The sequence below is a fragment of the Candidatus Binataceae bacterium genome (genome assembly GCA_035500095.1).
Lineage (GTDB): Bacteria > Desulfobacterota > Binatia > Binatales > Binataceae > JAKAVN01.
The window spans coordinates 99,242-113,476 of the sequence record DATJXN010000089.1; the positions used below are offsets into that span (position 1 = coordinate 99,242).

The 14,235-nt window shown below is 62.3% G+C and carries 12 protein-coding genes; 7 read left to right on the forward strand and 5 right to left on the reverse strand.

What is annotated here, in order from left to right:
* Window positions 1-63 precede the first annotated feature (63 nt).
* From VMI09_09150 to VMI09_09160, 3 genes are all read right to left on the reverse strand, one after another.
* Window positions 64-1,026: an NtaA/DmoA family FMN-dependent monooxygenase gene (locus VMI09_09150; GenBank protein HTQ24850.1), complete on the reverse strand. Its 963-nt coding sequence runs from the start codon at window positions 1,024-1,026 to the stop codon at window positions 64-66.
* Between the two features lie 777 nt (window positions 1,027-1,803).
* Window positions 1,804-2,691, reverse strand: coding sequence for an alpha/beta hydrolase (locus tag VMI09_09155; protein HTQ24851.1), 888 nt, complete (start codon window positions 2,689-2,691; stop codon window positions 1,804-1,806).
* Window positions 2,692-2,776: 85 nt separating this feature from the next.
* Window positions 2,777-3,862, reverse strand: a complete 1,086-nt coding sequence (locus VMI09_09160; GenBank protein HTQ24852.1) for a nitronate monooxygenase family protein — start codon at window positions 3,860-3,862, stop codon at window positions 2,777-2,779.
* Between the two features lie 260 nt (window positions 3,863-4,122).
* Between VMI09_09160 and VMI09_09165 the strand changes: the two genes are divergently transcribed.
* A complete protein-coding gene (locus VMI09_09165; protein ID HTQ24853.1) occupies window positions 4,123-4,974 on the forward strand; it encodes a polysaccharide deacetylase in 852 nt (283 codons plus the stop codon).
* Window positions 4,975-5,044: 70 nt separating this feature from the next.
* Here the strand turns inward: VMI09_09165 and VMI09_09170 are convergent, their stop codons facing one another.
* On the reverse strand, window positions 5,045-6,346 hold the full coding sequence (locus VMI09_09170) for an LssY C-terminal domain-containing protein (protein ID HTQ24854.1): 1,302 nt from the start codon (window positions 6,344-6,346) through the stop codon (window positions 5,045-5,047).
* A gap of 137 nt (window positions 6,347-6,483) precedes the next feature.
* Here VMI09_09170 and katG point away from each other — a divergent pair, with 137 nt between their 5' ends.
* Both katG and VMI09_09180 read left to right on the forward strand, forming a co-directional pair.
* Window positions 6,484-8,667, forward strand: coding sequence for a catalase/peroxidase HPI (gene katG, locus VMI09_09175; protein ID HTQ24855.1), 2,184 nt, complete (start codon window positions 6,484-6,486; stop codon window positions 8,665-8,667).
* 82 nt (window positions 8,668-8,749) lie between these two features.
* Window positions 8,750-8,935, forward strand: a complete 186-nt coding sequence (locus VMI09_09180) for a (4Fe-4S)-binding protein (protein HTQ24856.1) — start codon at window positions 8,750-8,752, stop codon at window positions 8,933-8,935.
* An 18-nt stretch (window positions 8,936-8,953) separates the two neighbouring features.
* Here VMI09_09180 and VMI09_09185 read toward each other — a convergent pair whose 3' ends face one another.
* The gene (locus VMI09_09185) at window positions 8,954-9,766 is read right to left on the reverse strand and encodes an enoyl-CoA hydratase-related protein (GenBank protein HTQ24857.1); all 813 of its coding nucleotides are present in this window, start codon (window positions 9,764-9,766) and stop codon (window positions 8,954-8,956) included.
* Window positions 9,767-10,037: 271 nt separating this feature from the next.
* Here VMI09_09185 and VMI09_09190 point away from each other — a divergent pair, with 271 nt between their 5' ends.
* The 4 genes from VMI09_09190 to VMI09_09205 all read left to right on the forward strand — a co-directional run bounded on the left by VMI09_09190 (window position 10,038) and on the right by VMI09_09205 (window position 14,234).
* The gene (locus VMI09_09190) at window positions 10,038-11,570 is read left to right on the forward strand and encodes an NAD(P)/FAD-dependent oxidoreductase (protein HTQ24858.1); all 1,533 of its coding nucleotides are present in this window, start codon (window positions 10,038-10,040) and stop codon (window positions 11,568-11,570) included.
* 152 nt (window positions 11,571-11,722) lie between these two features.
* Complete coding sequence (locus tag VMI09_09195; GenBank protein ID HTQ24859.1) at window positions 11,723-12,889, forward strand: 4Fe-4S dicluster domain-containing protein; 1,167 nt, start codon at window positions 11,723-11,725, stop codon at window positions 12,887-12,889.
* Between the two features lie 2 nt (window positions 12,890-12,891).
* Window positions 12,892-13,353 (forward strand): cyclic nucleotide-binding domain-containing protein, encoded by a 462-nt coding sequence (locus VMI09_09200; protein ID HTQ24860.1) that lies wholly within the window; start codon window positions 12,892-12,894, stop codon window positions 13,351-13,353.
* 11 nt (window positions 13,354-13,364) lie between these two features.
* Entirely contained in the window at window positions 13,365-14,234 is an 870-nt protein-coding gene (locus tag VMI09_09205; GenBank protein ID HTQ24861.1) for an FAD/NAD(P)-binding protein, read from the forward strand.
* Window position 14,235: the final 1 nt, after the last annotated feature.

Sequence of the window (14,235 nt, forward strand, 5' to 3'; positions counted from 1 at the left end):
GAGGCTGGCACAGTATTCCCCATCGGCGATTCCCTCGTCTGAATGCAGGAAGGACGAGACCGCCTACTTTTCTGGCGCCCTCGCGTAGCGGGCGCCAGGATGCCGATCGGGCAGATGCGATCGTCCCGATCCGAACAGCTTCTCCCGATACGTCCCCTCTCCGTATTCGGTTTGCATGAGCCCGCGCCGTTGCAGCACCGGTACCACGCCCTCGATAAAATCCTTGAAGGTTCCGGGCGTGATCATGTAAGCGAGGTTGAATCCGTCCGCGCCCGCCCGTACCCACTGCATCAGATCGTCGGCGACCTGCTCCGGTGCGCCGATAACTACCGGGCCTCCCCCGCCGATCCCTACCGCCCTGGCCACGTCCCTCACCGTCCACTTCCGGGTCGAGCCGCCCTGGGTGAAACCTTGCAGCAGACTTCGAATCGCATTGGTCTCGATGTACTCGACCGGCTGATCCGGCTCGAACCTGCTGAAGTCGACTCCGGTCCATCCGCCCAGCAGGGCCAGACCGCCTTCGTAGTCGACATATTCGAGGAAGTCGTCGTACTTGCGCCGAGCCTCGGCCTCGGTTGCGCCGGTGATTACTTTCAGGAACATGAAGAAGAGCAGATCCTGCGGGTCTCTGCCCTCTTTTCGCGCCCGCTCGCGCGTATCGCGGATACACTCGGCGACCACCTCCGGCGTCGGGCCGGTCACGAATACGCACTCCGCGTGGCGCGCCGCGAACTGCCGTCCTCGCGCCGACGCCCCGGCCTGGTACAGCACCGGTGTCCGCTGCGGGGACGGCTCCGATAGATGGCATCCGTGAACCTTGAAGTTCCTGCCCTCGTGATGGATGTCGTGAATCCTGGCTGGATCGGCGTAAATCTTTTGCCGCCGATCTTCCAGCACCGCCCCGTCTTCCCAAGCTTGACTCCCAGAGCTTGTAGCAGACTTCGAGGTATTCGTCGGCGAAGTCGTAGCGTTCGTCGTGATCGAGGAGTCCGGTGCGGCCGAAGTTGCGTCCGGAGCTTTCGAGATAGGAGGCGACGACGTTCCACGCCAATCTGCCCTTGGTCAGGTGATCGAGCGTTGAGATCTGCCGCGCGAAGGTGAACGGATGACTCTGCAACACCGAACTCGTGTACGCGAACCCGAGATGCTCCGTCGCCAGGGCCATCGCCGGGATTAGCAGGCTCGGATCGTTCACCGGGATCTGCACTCCGCCTTTGACAGCGACGTCGCGGCTGGCGCGAAAGACGTCGTAGACGCCGATAACGTCGGCGAGGAAGAGCCCGTCGAACTTGCCACGCTCCAGCATCTGCGCGAGATCCACCCACGCCCTGAGATCTCTGTAACGATCCATCTGATCTTCGGGATGCACCCACAGGCCGGGCGACTGATGCACCACGCAATTCATGTGAAACGCGTTGAAGTAGATTCGCTTGCTCACGGTCCACGCGGCCTTTTTTGGCGCCGGCTTTTTGGTGCCGGCCTTGCGCGTTCATTTTGCGGATGGCCATTCCAACCCTGCTTTGCTGATGGAATGGCCGGGAGCTATTCTCGACCGCATGCGCGCAGCTTCCAAAAACTCGCGGCCGCAGGGGACGCGCCGCCCGAAATGTCCTCAATGCGGGTCAACCGCGGCGCGTCCGATCGTTTACGGCTTGCCGGGCAAAGACCTGCTGCAGGCAGCAAACCGTGGCGACGTCGAGCTTGGAGGCTGCTGCATCATTCACAACGCTCCCGCGTGGGAATGCCCCGACTGCAGTCACAGATGGTAGGCCCGGCCCCACTCGACAGCCTCGGCACCGCTGATCATTCACGGAGGTGTCGGCCGAGGAAATCGCTAATGACTCCGCCGATCTGCTCGACGTGAGTCTCAAGCGCGAAGTGGCCGGTATCATAAAGATGCACTTCGGCATTTGGGTTGTCGCGCTTGAATGCTTCGGCGCCGGGAGGGAGAAAGAACGGGTCGTTCTTCCCCCATACCGCCAGCAGCGGGGGCCGTCGGAATCGGAAATACTCCTGGAACTTCGGGTATAGCGCCACGTTGCTCGCATAGTCGAGGAACAGGTCGAGCTGAATCTCGTCGTTCCCGGGCCGCGCGAGCAGCGCCGAGTCGAGCGTGTAGGATTCCGGCGCGACCAGGGCCTCCTCGCTCACGCCGTGAATGTATTGGAACTTGGTCGTCTCGGGTTTGAGGAACTCCCGTAGCGCCGCGCGATTGGTTTCGGTCGGCTCCTTCCAGTACTTCTGGATTGGATTCCAGCCGTCGCTCAATCCTTCCTCATAGGCGTTGCCGTTCTGCGAGACGATCGCCCTCACGCGTTCCGGATGCCTCAGGGCGAGGCGAAGCCCGACCGGCGCGCCGTAGTCGAATATGTAGAGCGCGTAACGCCGCAAGCCGATGGCTTCGGTAAAGCGATCTATCACATCGGTGAGATGTTCGAACGTATATTTGAATTGAGCCCGGTCCGGCGCGTCCGAAAAGCCGAAGCCCGGCAGATCGGGAGCTATGATGTGATAGCGATCGTTGAGCATCGGAATGAGGTCCCTGAACATATGCGACGAAGTAGGGAAACCGTGCAGGAGCAAGAGCGCGGGAGCCTTGCGGTCGCCGGCCTCACGATAGAAAACCTTTACGGCGTCGGCGCTGGCGCTGCGGTAACGAACCTGATAGCTGCTTGTGTTGATCGTGGCCATCGGTGTTTCCTCCCTTGTTAACGGAGCCGGGTAACGACAGACATCAAACGTCCGTTGGGACCACTTAGGGGCAGCGGAGATATGATTACATACGATCCAGCGCCTCAGCGGCCAGCGCGCGGGTCAGCTCACGCGCCACAAGGCCGCGCCGAGCGAGCCGCACGGCCTGACCGGACCAGAGATTCATAAAATCGCGCGAACCTGCCGGCTCGGATTTGGCCCTAAGCGGTGCGATCGCGCTGCTCGCCAGCGGGAACTCCGGCGCGGACGGCGCCATCGGACCGACTTCCAGCATCAGCCGGTTGGCGATGCCTCGCGCGGGGCGACCGGTGAACACATTGGTGACCATCGTGTCGTCATCGGCGGCGCTCATGAGCGCCTCGAGATGTAGCGCAGGAACTTTGGCCTCGGGACAGAACAGATATGCGGTGCCGATCTGAACGGCCGAGGCGCCCAGCGCAAACGCCGCGACGATCCCGCGACCGTCGGCGATTCCCCCGGCCGCGATGACCGGTATCCTGACCGCGTCCGCGATCTGCGGCACAAGCGCGAAGGTTCCGACCTGCCGCCCCATATCGTCCGAGAGAAAGTTCCCGCGATGGCCGCCGGCTTCGAGACCCATCGCGATGACCGCGTGGCAACCATGCGCCTCGAGCCATCGCGCTTCCCGCACCGTCGTCGCCGAACCGATCAGGCGGGCTTTCGTCGCCTTGATACGGCCGAGCAAATCGGGAGCAGGCAGGCCGAAATGAAAGCTGACAACCTCAGGCTTGAACTCCTCCAAGATGGCGCATGATTCGGCGTCGAAGGGTCTGCGGGAGGGAGGAGCAAGTGGAGCATCCGGATCCAATCCGAGCTCAAGATAGTAGGGTCTCAGCTGCTCGCGCCACGCCTCCTCGCGATTCGTATCGGAGGCTGGCATCCTGTGACAGAAGAAATTCAGATTGATCGGCTGTGAGGTGCTGGAACGTATCGTTTCCATGGCCGCGCGGATCTCGGCGCTGCCCAGCTGCGCGCAGGGCAGAGAACCCAATCCGCCGGCCTCGCTTACCGCAATCGCCAGCGCGGCGGTTCCAGGGCCGGCCATCGGCGCCAGCATGATCGGCAATTCGATTCCGAACAGGTCCAGGATGCGCCGGTCAGGCCATGCTTTTCCTTTTGAAGTTCCCATGCTCCTTCTCCGGGGTTCGCTTCGCAGGCGGGAACTTGAGCATCGACATCGAGAATGGATGATCCTATGGACCGGATTTTCAAGGCAAGCACGCCGAAGAAAGACCTCCGTCGCAATCGGTGCTCTTCGCGATCCGTGCGGTTCGCCTGTGCCCGCCCGCGGAGGCCGACGCTGCTCCCAAACATCCTTGCAAATCAAAGCACTCTGCGCGTATGCGTCATGAGTGACAACAACTTCCAGCAACTTCAGGGGAGGATTTTATGGCGCAGGTATGGGGCCGGGTTAAAATCCCCGCCGGAAAGAAGATAGCGGTCAATCTCGGTTGTGATTTCGATGCTCAATCGCTGTGGATTTGCCTCAACCGCATCTCGCCTGCCTACATGTCGCGGGGCGAATTCGGCGCCGAGGTCGGGATGCCGCGCCTGATGCGTCTGTTCGAAAAACACAAGGTGCGCAGCACTTTCTGCATTCCGGGCCATACCATCGATACGTGGCCCGAGCTGTGCCGTGAAATCGCCGCGGCGGGGCACGAAATCGGGCATCACGGATACGCGCATGAGAACCCTCAGCCATTGAAACTGGAGGAGGAAATCAAGGTGATGGAGCTCGGGCTCGCGGCGCTCGCGCGCATCGGCGTCAAACCCCGCACCTACCGGGCGCCGTATTGGGACTTCAGCGAGAATACGCTCGGGCTTCTGGAGCGCTACGGTTTCGACATCGACAGCAGCCTGCTTGCCAACGATTTTCATCCCTATTGGATTCGCCCTGTGGAGGTACATACCGACCGCGGGAACGTGTTCGGTCCGCCAAGCCGCATCCTGGAGATTCCGGGACAATGGTTCCTTACCGATTTTTCGCAGGTCGATTTCATCCCCGGATTCCAGGAGGGGATGCGTCCCGCACATGACCTGCTCGACCGCTGGAAGGCGATCTTCGACTATGCGGTCGCCAACGAGGAGGGCGCCTGCTACGCCTTCGTCGTCCATCCGCAGTCCATCGGACGGGCGCACATGATCACGCGGCTCGAAGAGCTAATCGTCCATATGAAGGAGAGAGGAGCCTGGTTCGCAACGCTGAGCGAAATTGCCGAGGCCACGGAACGCGCGGTCTAGGCTCGGCTCGACGGGAACCCGTCGTACGCCGACGCGAGGAGTGGACGGTGCGATGCCTTCGGGCCAACGCTCAATCGGTTGCCGCGATACTCCCGGTTTTCCCGGCCGCCCATGAAAGAAGCGATGGCGCGGTGCGTGTTCGAGAGAGCACGGCGACCGCGCGCAAACCGTCGGTAAAATATGGATCGCCGGTCAGATTGCGGCGCGGGGCGGTGGAAGGCGCGGCCTCGACGCCGGAGACGAACCCTAGGCGGGCGACACGGCCGGAGGCCCGCAACCCGTCCAGGACATAGTCGCGCGCCTCATCCACGTCGGGATCGATCAGATGGGTCGTGAGGTTCCAGGTTTTGGGCGTGAAGCGCACGCCGATGTCGCGGCTGACCTGGCCGATCCACACCGGTTCGCCGCCGAAGCGAACGTCAGTGGTCCAAAGCCGCAGGTGGAGGCGCTGGTTCAAACGCAGGCGCGCGCGTTGTAGCGCAAAATCCTGCTGGCGTCCGCCGATATAGAGCGGGCTCACCGGGGAATAGCGATAGCGTGACTCCATCAGGAAGGCCCTGGCGGTTTTCCAGGCGGTCGCGAAGGTCAGCGATTCCGTTTCGTCCCATGCGCTCAGGCATTCCTGGATCGACGCGCGGTCTCCGACGATCACGAGATTGAGCGGGTCGCCCTCCATCGTTCCCCGCGCGTTGCTTGTGCATCGCGGCTGCCGCTCGAGCCAAAGCTGCAGCGCCGCCTCGTCGAGTTCGCTGGTCTTGTCCACTCCCGCGGATGCCGGATGAGGAAGTTTTAGCCCGGGCACTTCGACCATGAAGGGGAAGTCGAACGAGTAACTGCGGCCGAGCAGCCGTACCTCGACGCGCTTCATCCCTTCGTCCAACGGAGTGAACAGGAAGCCGTTGACTTTCTTCCCTGGCGAGATCACTCCGGTAAGAAAGCCGACCGCGCGGAATACCTCGTTCATGCGCCGGTTTGCGGCGCGTGCACCCAAGAGCTTGAGCGGCAAAAGTGGCAGGAGCGGCAGGACCAGCCATCCAAGCATTCCGAACGCCATCAACCGCCTGCCCATCGCGAAGTGCGCGAGGTGTGCCGCCTCGAGTGGAGTGTAGTAGTCGGGATCGAGCTGGAGGCGGTCCAGCCACAGGGGTTCTTCCGTGCCATTCGCCACCTCCAGCCAGACCGCCTGGAGACCATAGCGCGCCAGGCGGACTCCGAATATCCGCTCGGTTTCCGGATCACTAGGCACCGCAACAGTCGCCTCGACCCCGCGCTCGCGAAGCGTGTTGGCCCGCTCCACGAACGATCGCTCCTCCGGATGCGGCTGGTAGTCGATGGTCAGCCAGCGAAGTGAAGCGAAGATACGATTTGACATCCCCCTCTCGTCCTTAACCGAGCGTCCAGACTATAGCGCAAATGACGGGCCTCAGACCTCACGCACCTGTCTGTCAGCCGCAACATGCTCTGCCACAGACCCTTTTGAGTCCTATGCACCGCGAAAGCTGACGTACTATGCTCGCGGGAGCATCAAACAAAGCCGATCGCGATCGGAGGCCAACATGGCAAGCGAAAGTAACTGCCCGTTCACGGGCGGCACCCGCGCACACAACCAACCGTGACTGGTGGCCGAACCAGTTGAACCTTCAAGTTCTCTGCCGGAACTCCACCCTGTCCAATCCGATGGGCGAGGAGTTCGACTACGCCAAGGAATTCAAGAGCCTCGACCTCAACGCGGTGATCAAGGACCTTCATGCCTTGATGACGGACTCACAGGATTGGTGGCCAGCCGACTATGGCCACTACGGCCCGCTCTTCATTCGGATGGCGTGGCATGGCGCAGGTACCTATCGCATCGCCGATGGCCGCGGCGGCGCGGGATCCGGCCAACAGCGTTTCGCCCCGATCAATAGCTGGCCGGACAACGCGAACCTCGACAAGGCGCGCCGGCTGCTTTGGCCAATCAAGCAGAAATACGGGCGCAAAATTTCATGGGCCGACCTGATGATTCTCGCGGGCAACGTCGCGCTCGAGTCGATGAGCTTCAAGACGTTCGGCTTTGGCGGCGGGCGCGTGGATGCCTGGGAGGCTGAGGATATCTACTGGGGACCCGAGGGCAAGTGGCTGGCAGACGAGCGCTACAGCGGCGACCGCGATCTTCAGAATCCGCTCGCCGCGGTACAGATGGGCCTGATCTACGTAAATCCCGAAGGGCCGAACGGCAAGCCGGATCCCCTCGCCGCGGCCAGAGATATCCGCGAGACTTTCGGCCGGATGGCGATGAACGACGAAGAAACGGTCGCCCTGATTGCCGGCGGCCATACCTTCGGCAAAACCCACGGCGCCGGCGATGCGACGCTGGTGGGCCCGGAGCCGGAAGCCGCCGGCATCGAGGAGCAAGGCCTTGGCTGGAAGAGCACCTTCGGCACGGGCAAAGGCCGTGACGCGACCACGAGCGGCCTGGAAGTCACGTGGACCACGACGCCTACCAAATGGGGTAACGACTTCTTCTCGAACCTTTTCGGCTACAAGTGGGAACTGACCAAGAGTCCCGCCGGCGCGCATCAGTGGAAACCGAAAGATGACGCAGGTGCCGGCACGATTCCGGATCCGCAGGATCAATCAAAACGGCGCGCGCCATCGATGCTGACCACCGACCTCTCGTTGCGGTTAGACCCCGCTTACGAAAAGATTTCACGGCGCTTCCACGAGCATCCGGATCAGTTCGCGGATACGTTTGCGCGGGCGTGGTTCAAGCTGACGCATCGCGACATGGGCCCGATCGCGCGCTATCTCGGCCCGCTCGTTCCGAAGGAGCAGCTGCCGTGGCAGGACCCCATTCCGGCTGTGAATCATCCTTTGATCGGAGAGCAGGACGTTACCGCTCTGAAGGCGAAAATCCTCGCCTCCGGCCTGTCCGTTTCCCAGCTGGTCTCGACGGCGTGGGCGTCGGCATCGACTTTCCGTGGCTCGGATAAGCGCTGTGGAGCGAACGGCGCCCGCATCCGCCTCGCCCCGCAAAAGGACTGGGAAGTAAACCAGCCGCCCCAGCTGGCGAAGGTGTTGCAGACGCTCGAATCGATCCAGAAGGAGTTCAACGCTTCACAGTCTGGCGGCAAAAAGGTCTCGCTTGCGGACCTGATCGTTCTCGGCGGCTCTGCGGCGATCGAGAAAGCCGCGAAGACGGCTGGGCATGACGTAAAAGTCCCGTTTCGGCAGGGTCGGATGGACGCGTCGCAAAACCAGACCGACGCCGAATCCTTCGCGCCGCTCGAGCCGACCTACGACAGCTTCCGCAACTATCTCCGCGGCGAGCGGCGCCTGTCGGCTGAGGAGCTGCTGGTGGATCGGGCGCAGTTGCTGACGCTGACGGCGCCCGAAATGACGGTCCTCATTGGCGGGCTGCGCGTGCTGGGCGCAAATGCCGGAAAGTCCGCGCACGGCGTCTTCACCAAGCGGCCGGAGACGCTGACCAACGACTTCTTTGTCAATCTTCTCGACATGAACACGCAGTGGCAGCCGTCGGCCGGCTCTGAAGGCGTGTACGAGGGGCGCGACCGCAGAATGAACGAGGTCAAGTGGACCGCTACCCGCGTCGACCTGATCTTCGGTTCGAATTCGCAGCTGCGCGCCCTCGCGGAAGTCTATGCGTGTACGGATTCGAAGGATACGTTCGTGAAAGACTTCGTCGCGGCGTGAGCCAGGGTGATGGACCTGGATCGCTTCGACCTCGCGTGACGACTGCGCAAGGGCCAAAAGCTAAATCAAGAGGTGAACCGTCATGGCCTTGGAAGTGACTTGGGATAGCAAGATCTGTATTCACTCGGGCAATTGCGTGAAGTCTCTGCCGCAAGTCTTCAAGGTTGAAGGCGGCAAATTCGTAATCGACCCTGCGGCCACCGACGAAGCGCGGGTGCGCGCGACCGTCGCCGCCTGCCCGTCGCGCGCGCTCAAGATCAAGGAGTAACTGCGCGGAGCAGGTTGCCTACTTCTTGATGCTGCCGGCTTCGCCCGGATACCAGGCGGGCTTGCGCTTCTCGAGGAAGCTTGCGAGTCCCTCCGCGCCTTCCGGCGTCATGCGCTTGAGCGCGTGCATGCGCGCAAGCCGCTCCGCCAGATCGTCGCCGAGCGCCGCCCGGCCAAGCTCGAGCGCACAGGCTTTGGTCTGGGCGATAGCGTCGGGACCGCACATCAATAAAGCGTCGATCATCGGCGCCGCCGCCTCGTCGAGTTTGCCCACTGCGGAGACTTCGTTCACCAGCCCGATTTCCTTCGCCTGCCGCGCGTCAAACCTCTCTGCGGTAAGCGCATAGCGGCGGACGTTGGCGAGCCCTATCCGGGCGTTCAGCTGGGGGATGATCGGCGCCGCGATCAGTCCCCAGCGGACCTCGGTAATCGCAAAAATCGCGTCCTCGGCAGCGATGACGATGTCGCATGCCGCGACCAGGCCGACCCCTCCGCCGAAGCATCCACCGTGCACCAGCGCAATCGTCGGTTTCGGGAACTCGTTCAGGCCCCGCACGGCGTTGGTGGTATTGGCGGAGGCCTTAAGGTTCGCTTCCGGCGAGAGTTTGCTCGTCTCCCTGATCCATTTAAGGTCGGCGCCCGCCTGGAAGTGCCTGCCGTTGCCGCGGATCACGACGATTCGAGCCTGCGCGTCGGCGGCGAGCGCGCCGAAAGTTTCGATCAGGCCGAGTATCATCTCGCCGTTGTAGGCGTTGTTCACGTCGGGCCGATTAAGCGTAACCGTGGCCACGCCGCTGCGATCGACTTCAGCCAGTACCGTATCTGTGGTCATCGCTTTCTCTTGGTCAGCTTCGGACGGATTTGTCGTATCTCCGACTTTGGCGCTGAGTTAATCAGGGAGAGGGCAGTGGAGGAAAGTCTCGGCGATGTGAGGATTCGCGCGATGCGCCCAAACGGACCAGCATTGTGGCCGCCGGATACATCCACGCAGGATGGTTCTGGGAGCATGCGCTAGAACCTCGAGCATCTCTAACTCGTGCCGGGCTCGTTATTTGCTTGGGAATTAAAAACAGACCCATGCCTTCGAACGACGATGGTGCTCTATGATTAATTCCGACAACAGGCCGCGGCGTATCGCGATCATTGGGTCCGGCTTCGCCGGACTGTGCTTGGCGATCCAACTCAAAAAGCGCGGGGTGGAAACTTTCACGTTGTTTGAAAAGGCCGATCGCCTGGGTGGTACCTGGCGCGACAACACCTACCCCGGCGCATGCTGTGACGTGCCCGCGTTTTCCTACTGCTTCTCTTTCGAGCAAAAGACCGACTGGTCGCGGAAGTGGGCACCGCAATCCGAGATTCTGGAATACATGGAGAGCTGCGCGCGCAAGTACGATCTCGGACGCCACATCCGCCTCAATACCGAGATCGCGGCTGCGCGCTGGGACGCAAACGAAGGTGTTTGGCGGCTGAAAACCGCACGCGGCGAGGAAATAGTCGCCGACGTGCTGGTGAGCGGAACGGGTCAGCTCAACCGGCCGTTCATCCCGAAAATCGAAGGCCTCGAGAATTTTAAGGGGCTGTCGTTCCACTCCGCGCGCTGGCGCCATGACGTCGATCTGACTGGCCTCAATGTCGCTGTGGTGGGCAACGCCGCAAGCGCAATCCAGTTCATCCCGGTGATCGCGCCCAAGGTCCACCGGCTGACCATCTTTCAACGCAGCGCCAACTGGATGGTGCCGCGAGGAGACCGCGCATACACCGAGGTCGAGAAGCAGCGTTTCGCCCGGCATCGCCCGCTCGCGCTGGCATACCGCTGGTTTATCTATTTTCGCCATGAGATCAACTGGCCGATCTTTCGCCGTGTCAGGTTTTTCGCGGATCGTGCGCAAAAGATTGCCGAGCGCTACCTGCGCTCGACCGTCAAGGATCCACAGCTCCAGCAAACCCAGATTCCTGATTATCCTTTTGGCGGCAAGCGGATGCTGATTTCTGATGACTACTTCCCCACGCTTAACCGCGAGAACGTCGAAGTGGTCTTGAGCCCGATCGACCACGTCACCCAGGACGCGGTCGTGACCAAAGACGGACGCAACGTTCCGGCCGACGTCATCGTTCTGGCGACCGGCTTTCAATCCACCTCGTTTTTGGCGCCGATGGAGATAGTGGGGGCCGAGGGGCGTTCACTTGACCAGGAATGGCACGGCGTTCCAAGAGCCTACCTTGGAATCACGGTCGCGGGATTTCCGAATCTCTTCCTGATGTATGGGCCGAATACGAACCTCGGCCATAACTCGATAATTTTCATGATCGAGTGCCAGACCAATTACATTCTTGGATGCCTGGATGAAATGGATTCGCGAGGTCTCGCCTCGATCGACCTGCGCCGCGACGTGATGGAATCTTTCGACGCTCGCGTGCAGAAGGAGCTGCAAGACACGGCCTGGGCGGCAACCGGTAAGAGCTGGTACAAAAACGACGACGGCCGCATCACGAATAACTGGTCCGGCAGCACCATCCGTTACTGGTGGAAAACCCGCCGGGTGGACCTCTCGCTCTATCGTCAGAAAGCTCGCATCGGCGAGGCCGAGCGGGCGGCCCAAACCTTTGCTAGCAGCGCGCACATGGCGGCAGACTGAAAGGGTATCGCTCGTTGAGAAAGCGCCACTGGCTCCCGGTACCGCTGCAACCCGCCCTCGGCGACGGCGTTTGACGCAGCCTGGTGCCGGGGGGATGCTATGTTTCGAGAATGAAGCAAAAGCCGTCGCTGACCTGAGCGCGAGCCCTGCCGATGCCAGTTCAAAACGCGCCCGGACCGCTACTCGTCGAGCGCCATGCGCTTTCGGACTTGTTTCGCGGCATCCGCGCGCGCGGCTACGAGATCGTCGGGCCGACCATCCGCGACGGCGCCATAGTTTATGACCATTTGAATGACACCGACGCGCTGCCGATCGGATGGACCGCGGTCCAGAACCCCGGTTCTTACCGGCTCGAGCGGCGCGCCGATGACGCCGTATTTGGATTCGCGCTCGGGCCGCAGTCGCCCAAGAAATATCTCTTGAAGCCTTCGCTCAGGCTCTGGCGCGCCACCCGGGATGAACACGGCGCCGTCAGCGTCGCGGTGGATCGCGAGATGCCCCCGCGCCTTGCGCTGATCGGATTGCGCTCCTGCGAGCTTCACGCTATCGCGGTTCAGGATCGCGTGATGACCGGCGGCAAGTACGTCGATCCCGATTACGCTGCCCAGAGGAACAACCTCCTGATAGTCGCCGTCAATTGTATGGAGGCCGGCGGGACCTGCTTTTGCGTATCGATGGGCACGGGTCCGCGCGCCGAATCGGGTTACGATCTTGCGCTCACTGAACTTATCGACGGCGAGACGCATCAGTTTCTGGTCGAGATCGGCAGCGAGACCGGCGCCGCGCTGATGGAAAGCGTGCCGCATCGCCGTGCCGATGCGTCGCACGCTGCAGCCGGCGCGGAAGTCAGCCGCCGGACCGCCGCGTCGATGGGCCGCGCGCTGGAGACCGAGGGAATCAAGGAGCTGTTCTACGCCAACCTCGAGAATTCGCGCTGGGACGAGGTCGCGTCGCGATGCCTCGCCTGCACCAACTGCACGATGGTCTGCCCCACCTGCTTTTGCACCACGGTCGAGGACCGAGTCGACCTCTCCGGTACCTCGGCCGAGCGGGTGCGGGTATGGGACTCCTGCTACACCATGGATTTTTCGCATCTTCACGGCGGCAGCACGCGCAGTTCGATCAAGGCGCGGTACCGCCAATGGCTCACGCACAAGCTCGCATCATGGATCGATCAGTTCGGAACCTCGGGATGCGTCGGATGCGGCCGCTGCATTACATGGTGCCCGGTGGGCATCGATCTCACCGAGGAGGCCGCTGCAATCCGCGCCGGCGACCTGCGCCGCGCGCTGCCCGGCCCGGTAAAGGGGGAAGACTGAACATGGAAACGCTCGAGCGGCTGCTGCGCGAACATCCCTTCCTGAAAACCATGGAGGAGCGCCATCTGGCATTCATGACCGGATGCGCCGCCAACATGCGCTTCGCTGCCGGCCGGTTCCTGTTCAAAGAAGGCGACCCGGCCGACGCGGCGTATCTGGTGCGCGAGGGGCGTGTTGCGCTCGAGGTGCACGCACCGGAACGCGGCAACACGCTGATTGCCACTATCGAGGCGGGCCATGTCTTCGGCTGGTCGTGGTTGTTTCCACCGTACAGGTGGAATTTCGACGCACGCGCGGTGGAACCTGTCCGCGCCTTTGCGTTCGATGGCAATTGCCTGCGCAGCAAATGCGAGGCCGACCACGATCTCGGCTACGAATTGCTCAAGCGCTTTTTGCAGGAGATCGATCGCAACCTCGAGCGCGCCCATCTCCAGTTGCTCGACGTCTATCGCGCCAATCCGTAGGCGCTCCGACCGTGTCGCCGCTAACCAGCGAAGATCCTCGATCAGGCGCGCCGGCCAACGACCCGATGGTGCCGCGGTTTCTCACGATTGAGCGGGTGGTCCGTGAATCGGCCGACACGGTGACGCTGATGCTCGCCGACCCGCACGCGCGAGAGGGTTTCGCTCCCGGACAGTTCAACATGCTCTACGTGTTTGGCGCCGGCGAGTCGGCGATTTCGATCAGCGGCGACCCGGCGCGGCCGGAGCATCTCGTACACACGGTGCGCGCGGTCGGCAGCGTGACGCATCCGATGGCGGTGATGAAGCGCGGCCAATCGATCGGGGTGCGCGGGCCCTTCGGCTCGGGCTGGCCGATAGGAGAGGCGGAGCGCCGCAAGGCCACTATTCTTCTGCTCGCCGGAGGGATCGGTCTGCCGCCGCTGCGCCCCGTGCTCTATCACTTCCTGCGCAAGCGCGGCCGCCGCAACCGGATTGCCTTGCTGTACGGAGCACGAACTCCCGGCGATTTGCTATTCACGCGCGAACTCGAGCGCTGGCGGCGCAGCGGCCTTGCCGAAGTGCAGGTCATCGTCGATCGCGGGGAACCATCGTGGCAAGGACGCGTCGGCGTGATAACCGACCTTCTCGACTCACCCCAGTTCGATCCCGCCAGCACGATCGCGATGACCTGCGGGCCCGAGGTGATGATGCGCGCGGCCGCGCGCGCCCTGCTCGTGCGCGGAATCGCCGCACGCGACATTTACATCTCGATGGAACGCAACATGAAATGTGCCATTGGCATATGCGGGCACTGCCAGTTTGGGCCGTCATTCATCTGCAAGGACGGCCCGGTGATGTCCTTCGACCACGCCGCTCCGCTGCTCGGGGTGAGGGAAATCTGAC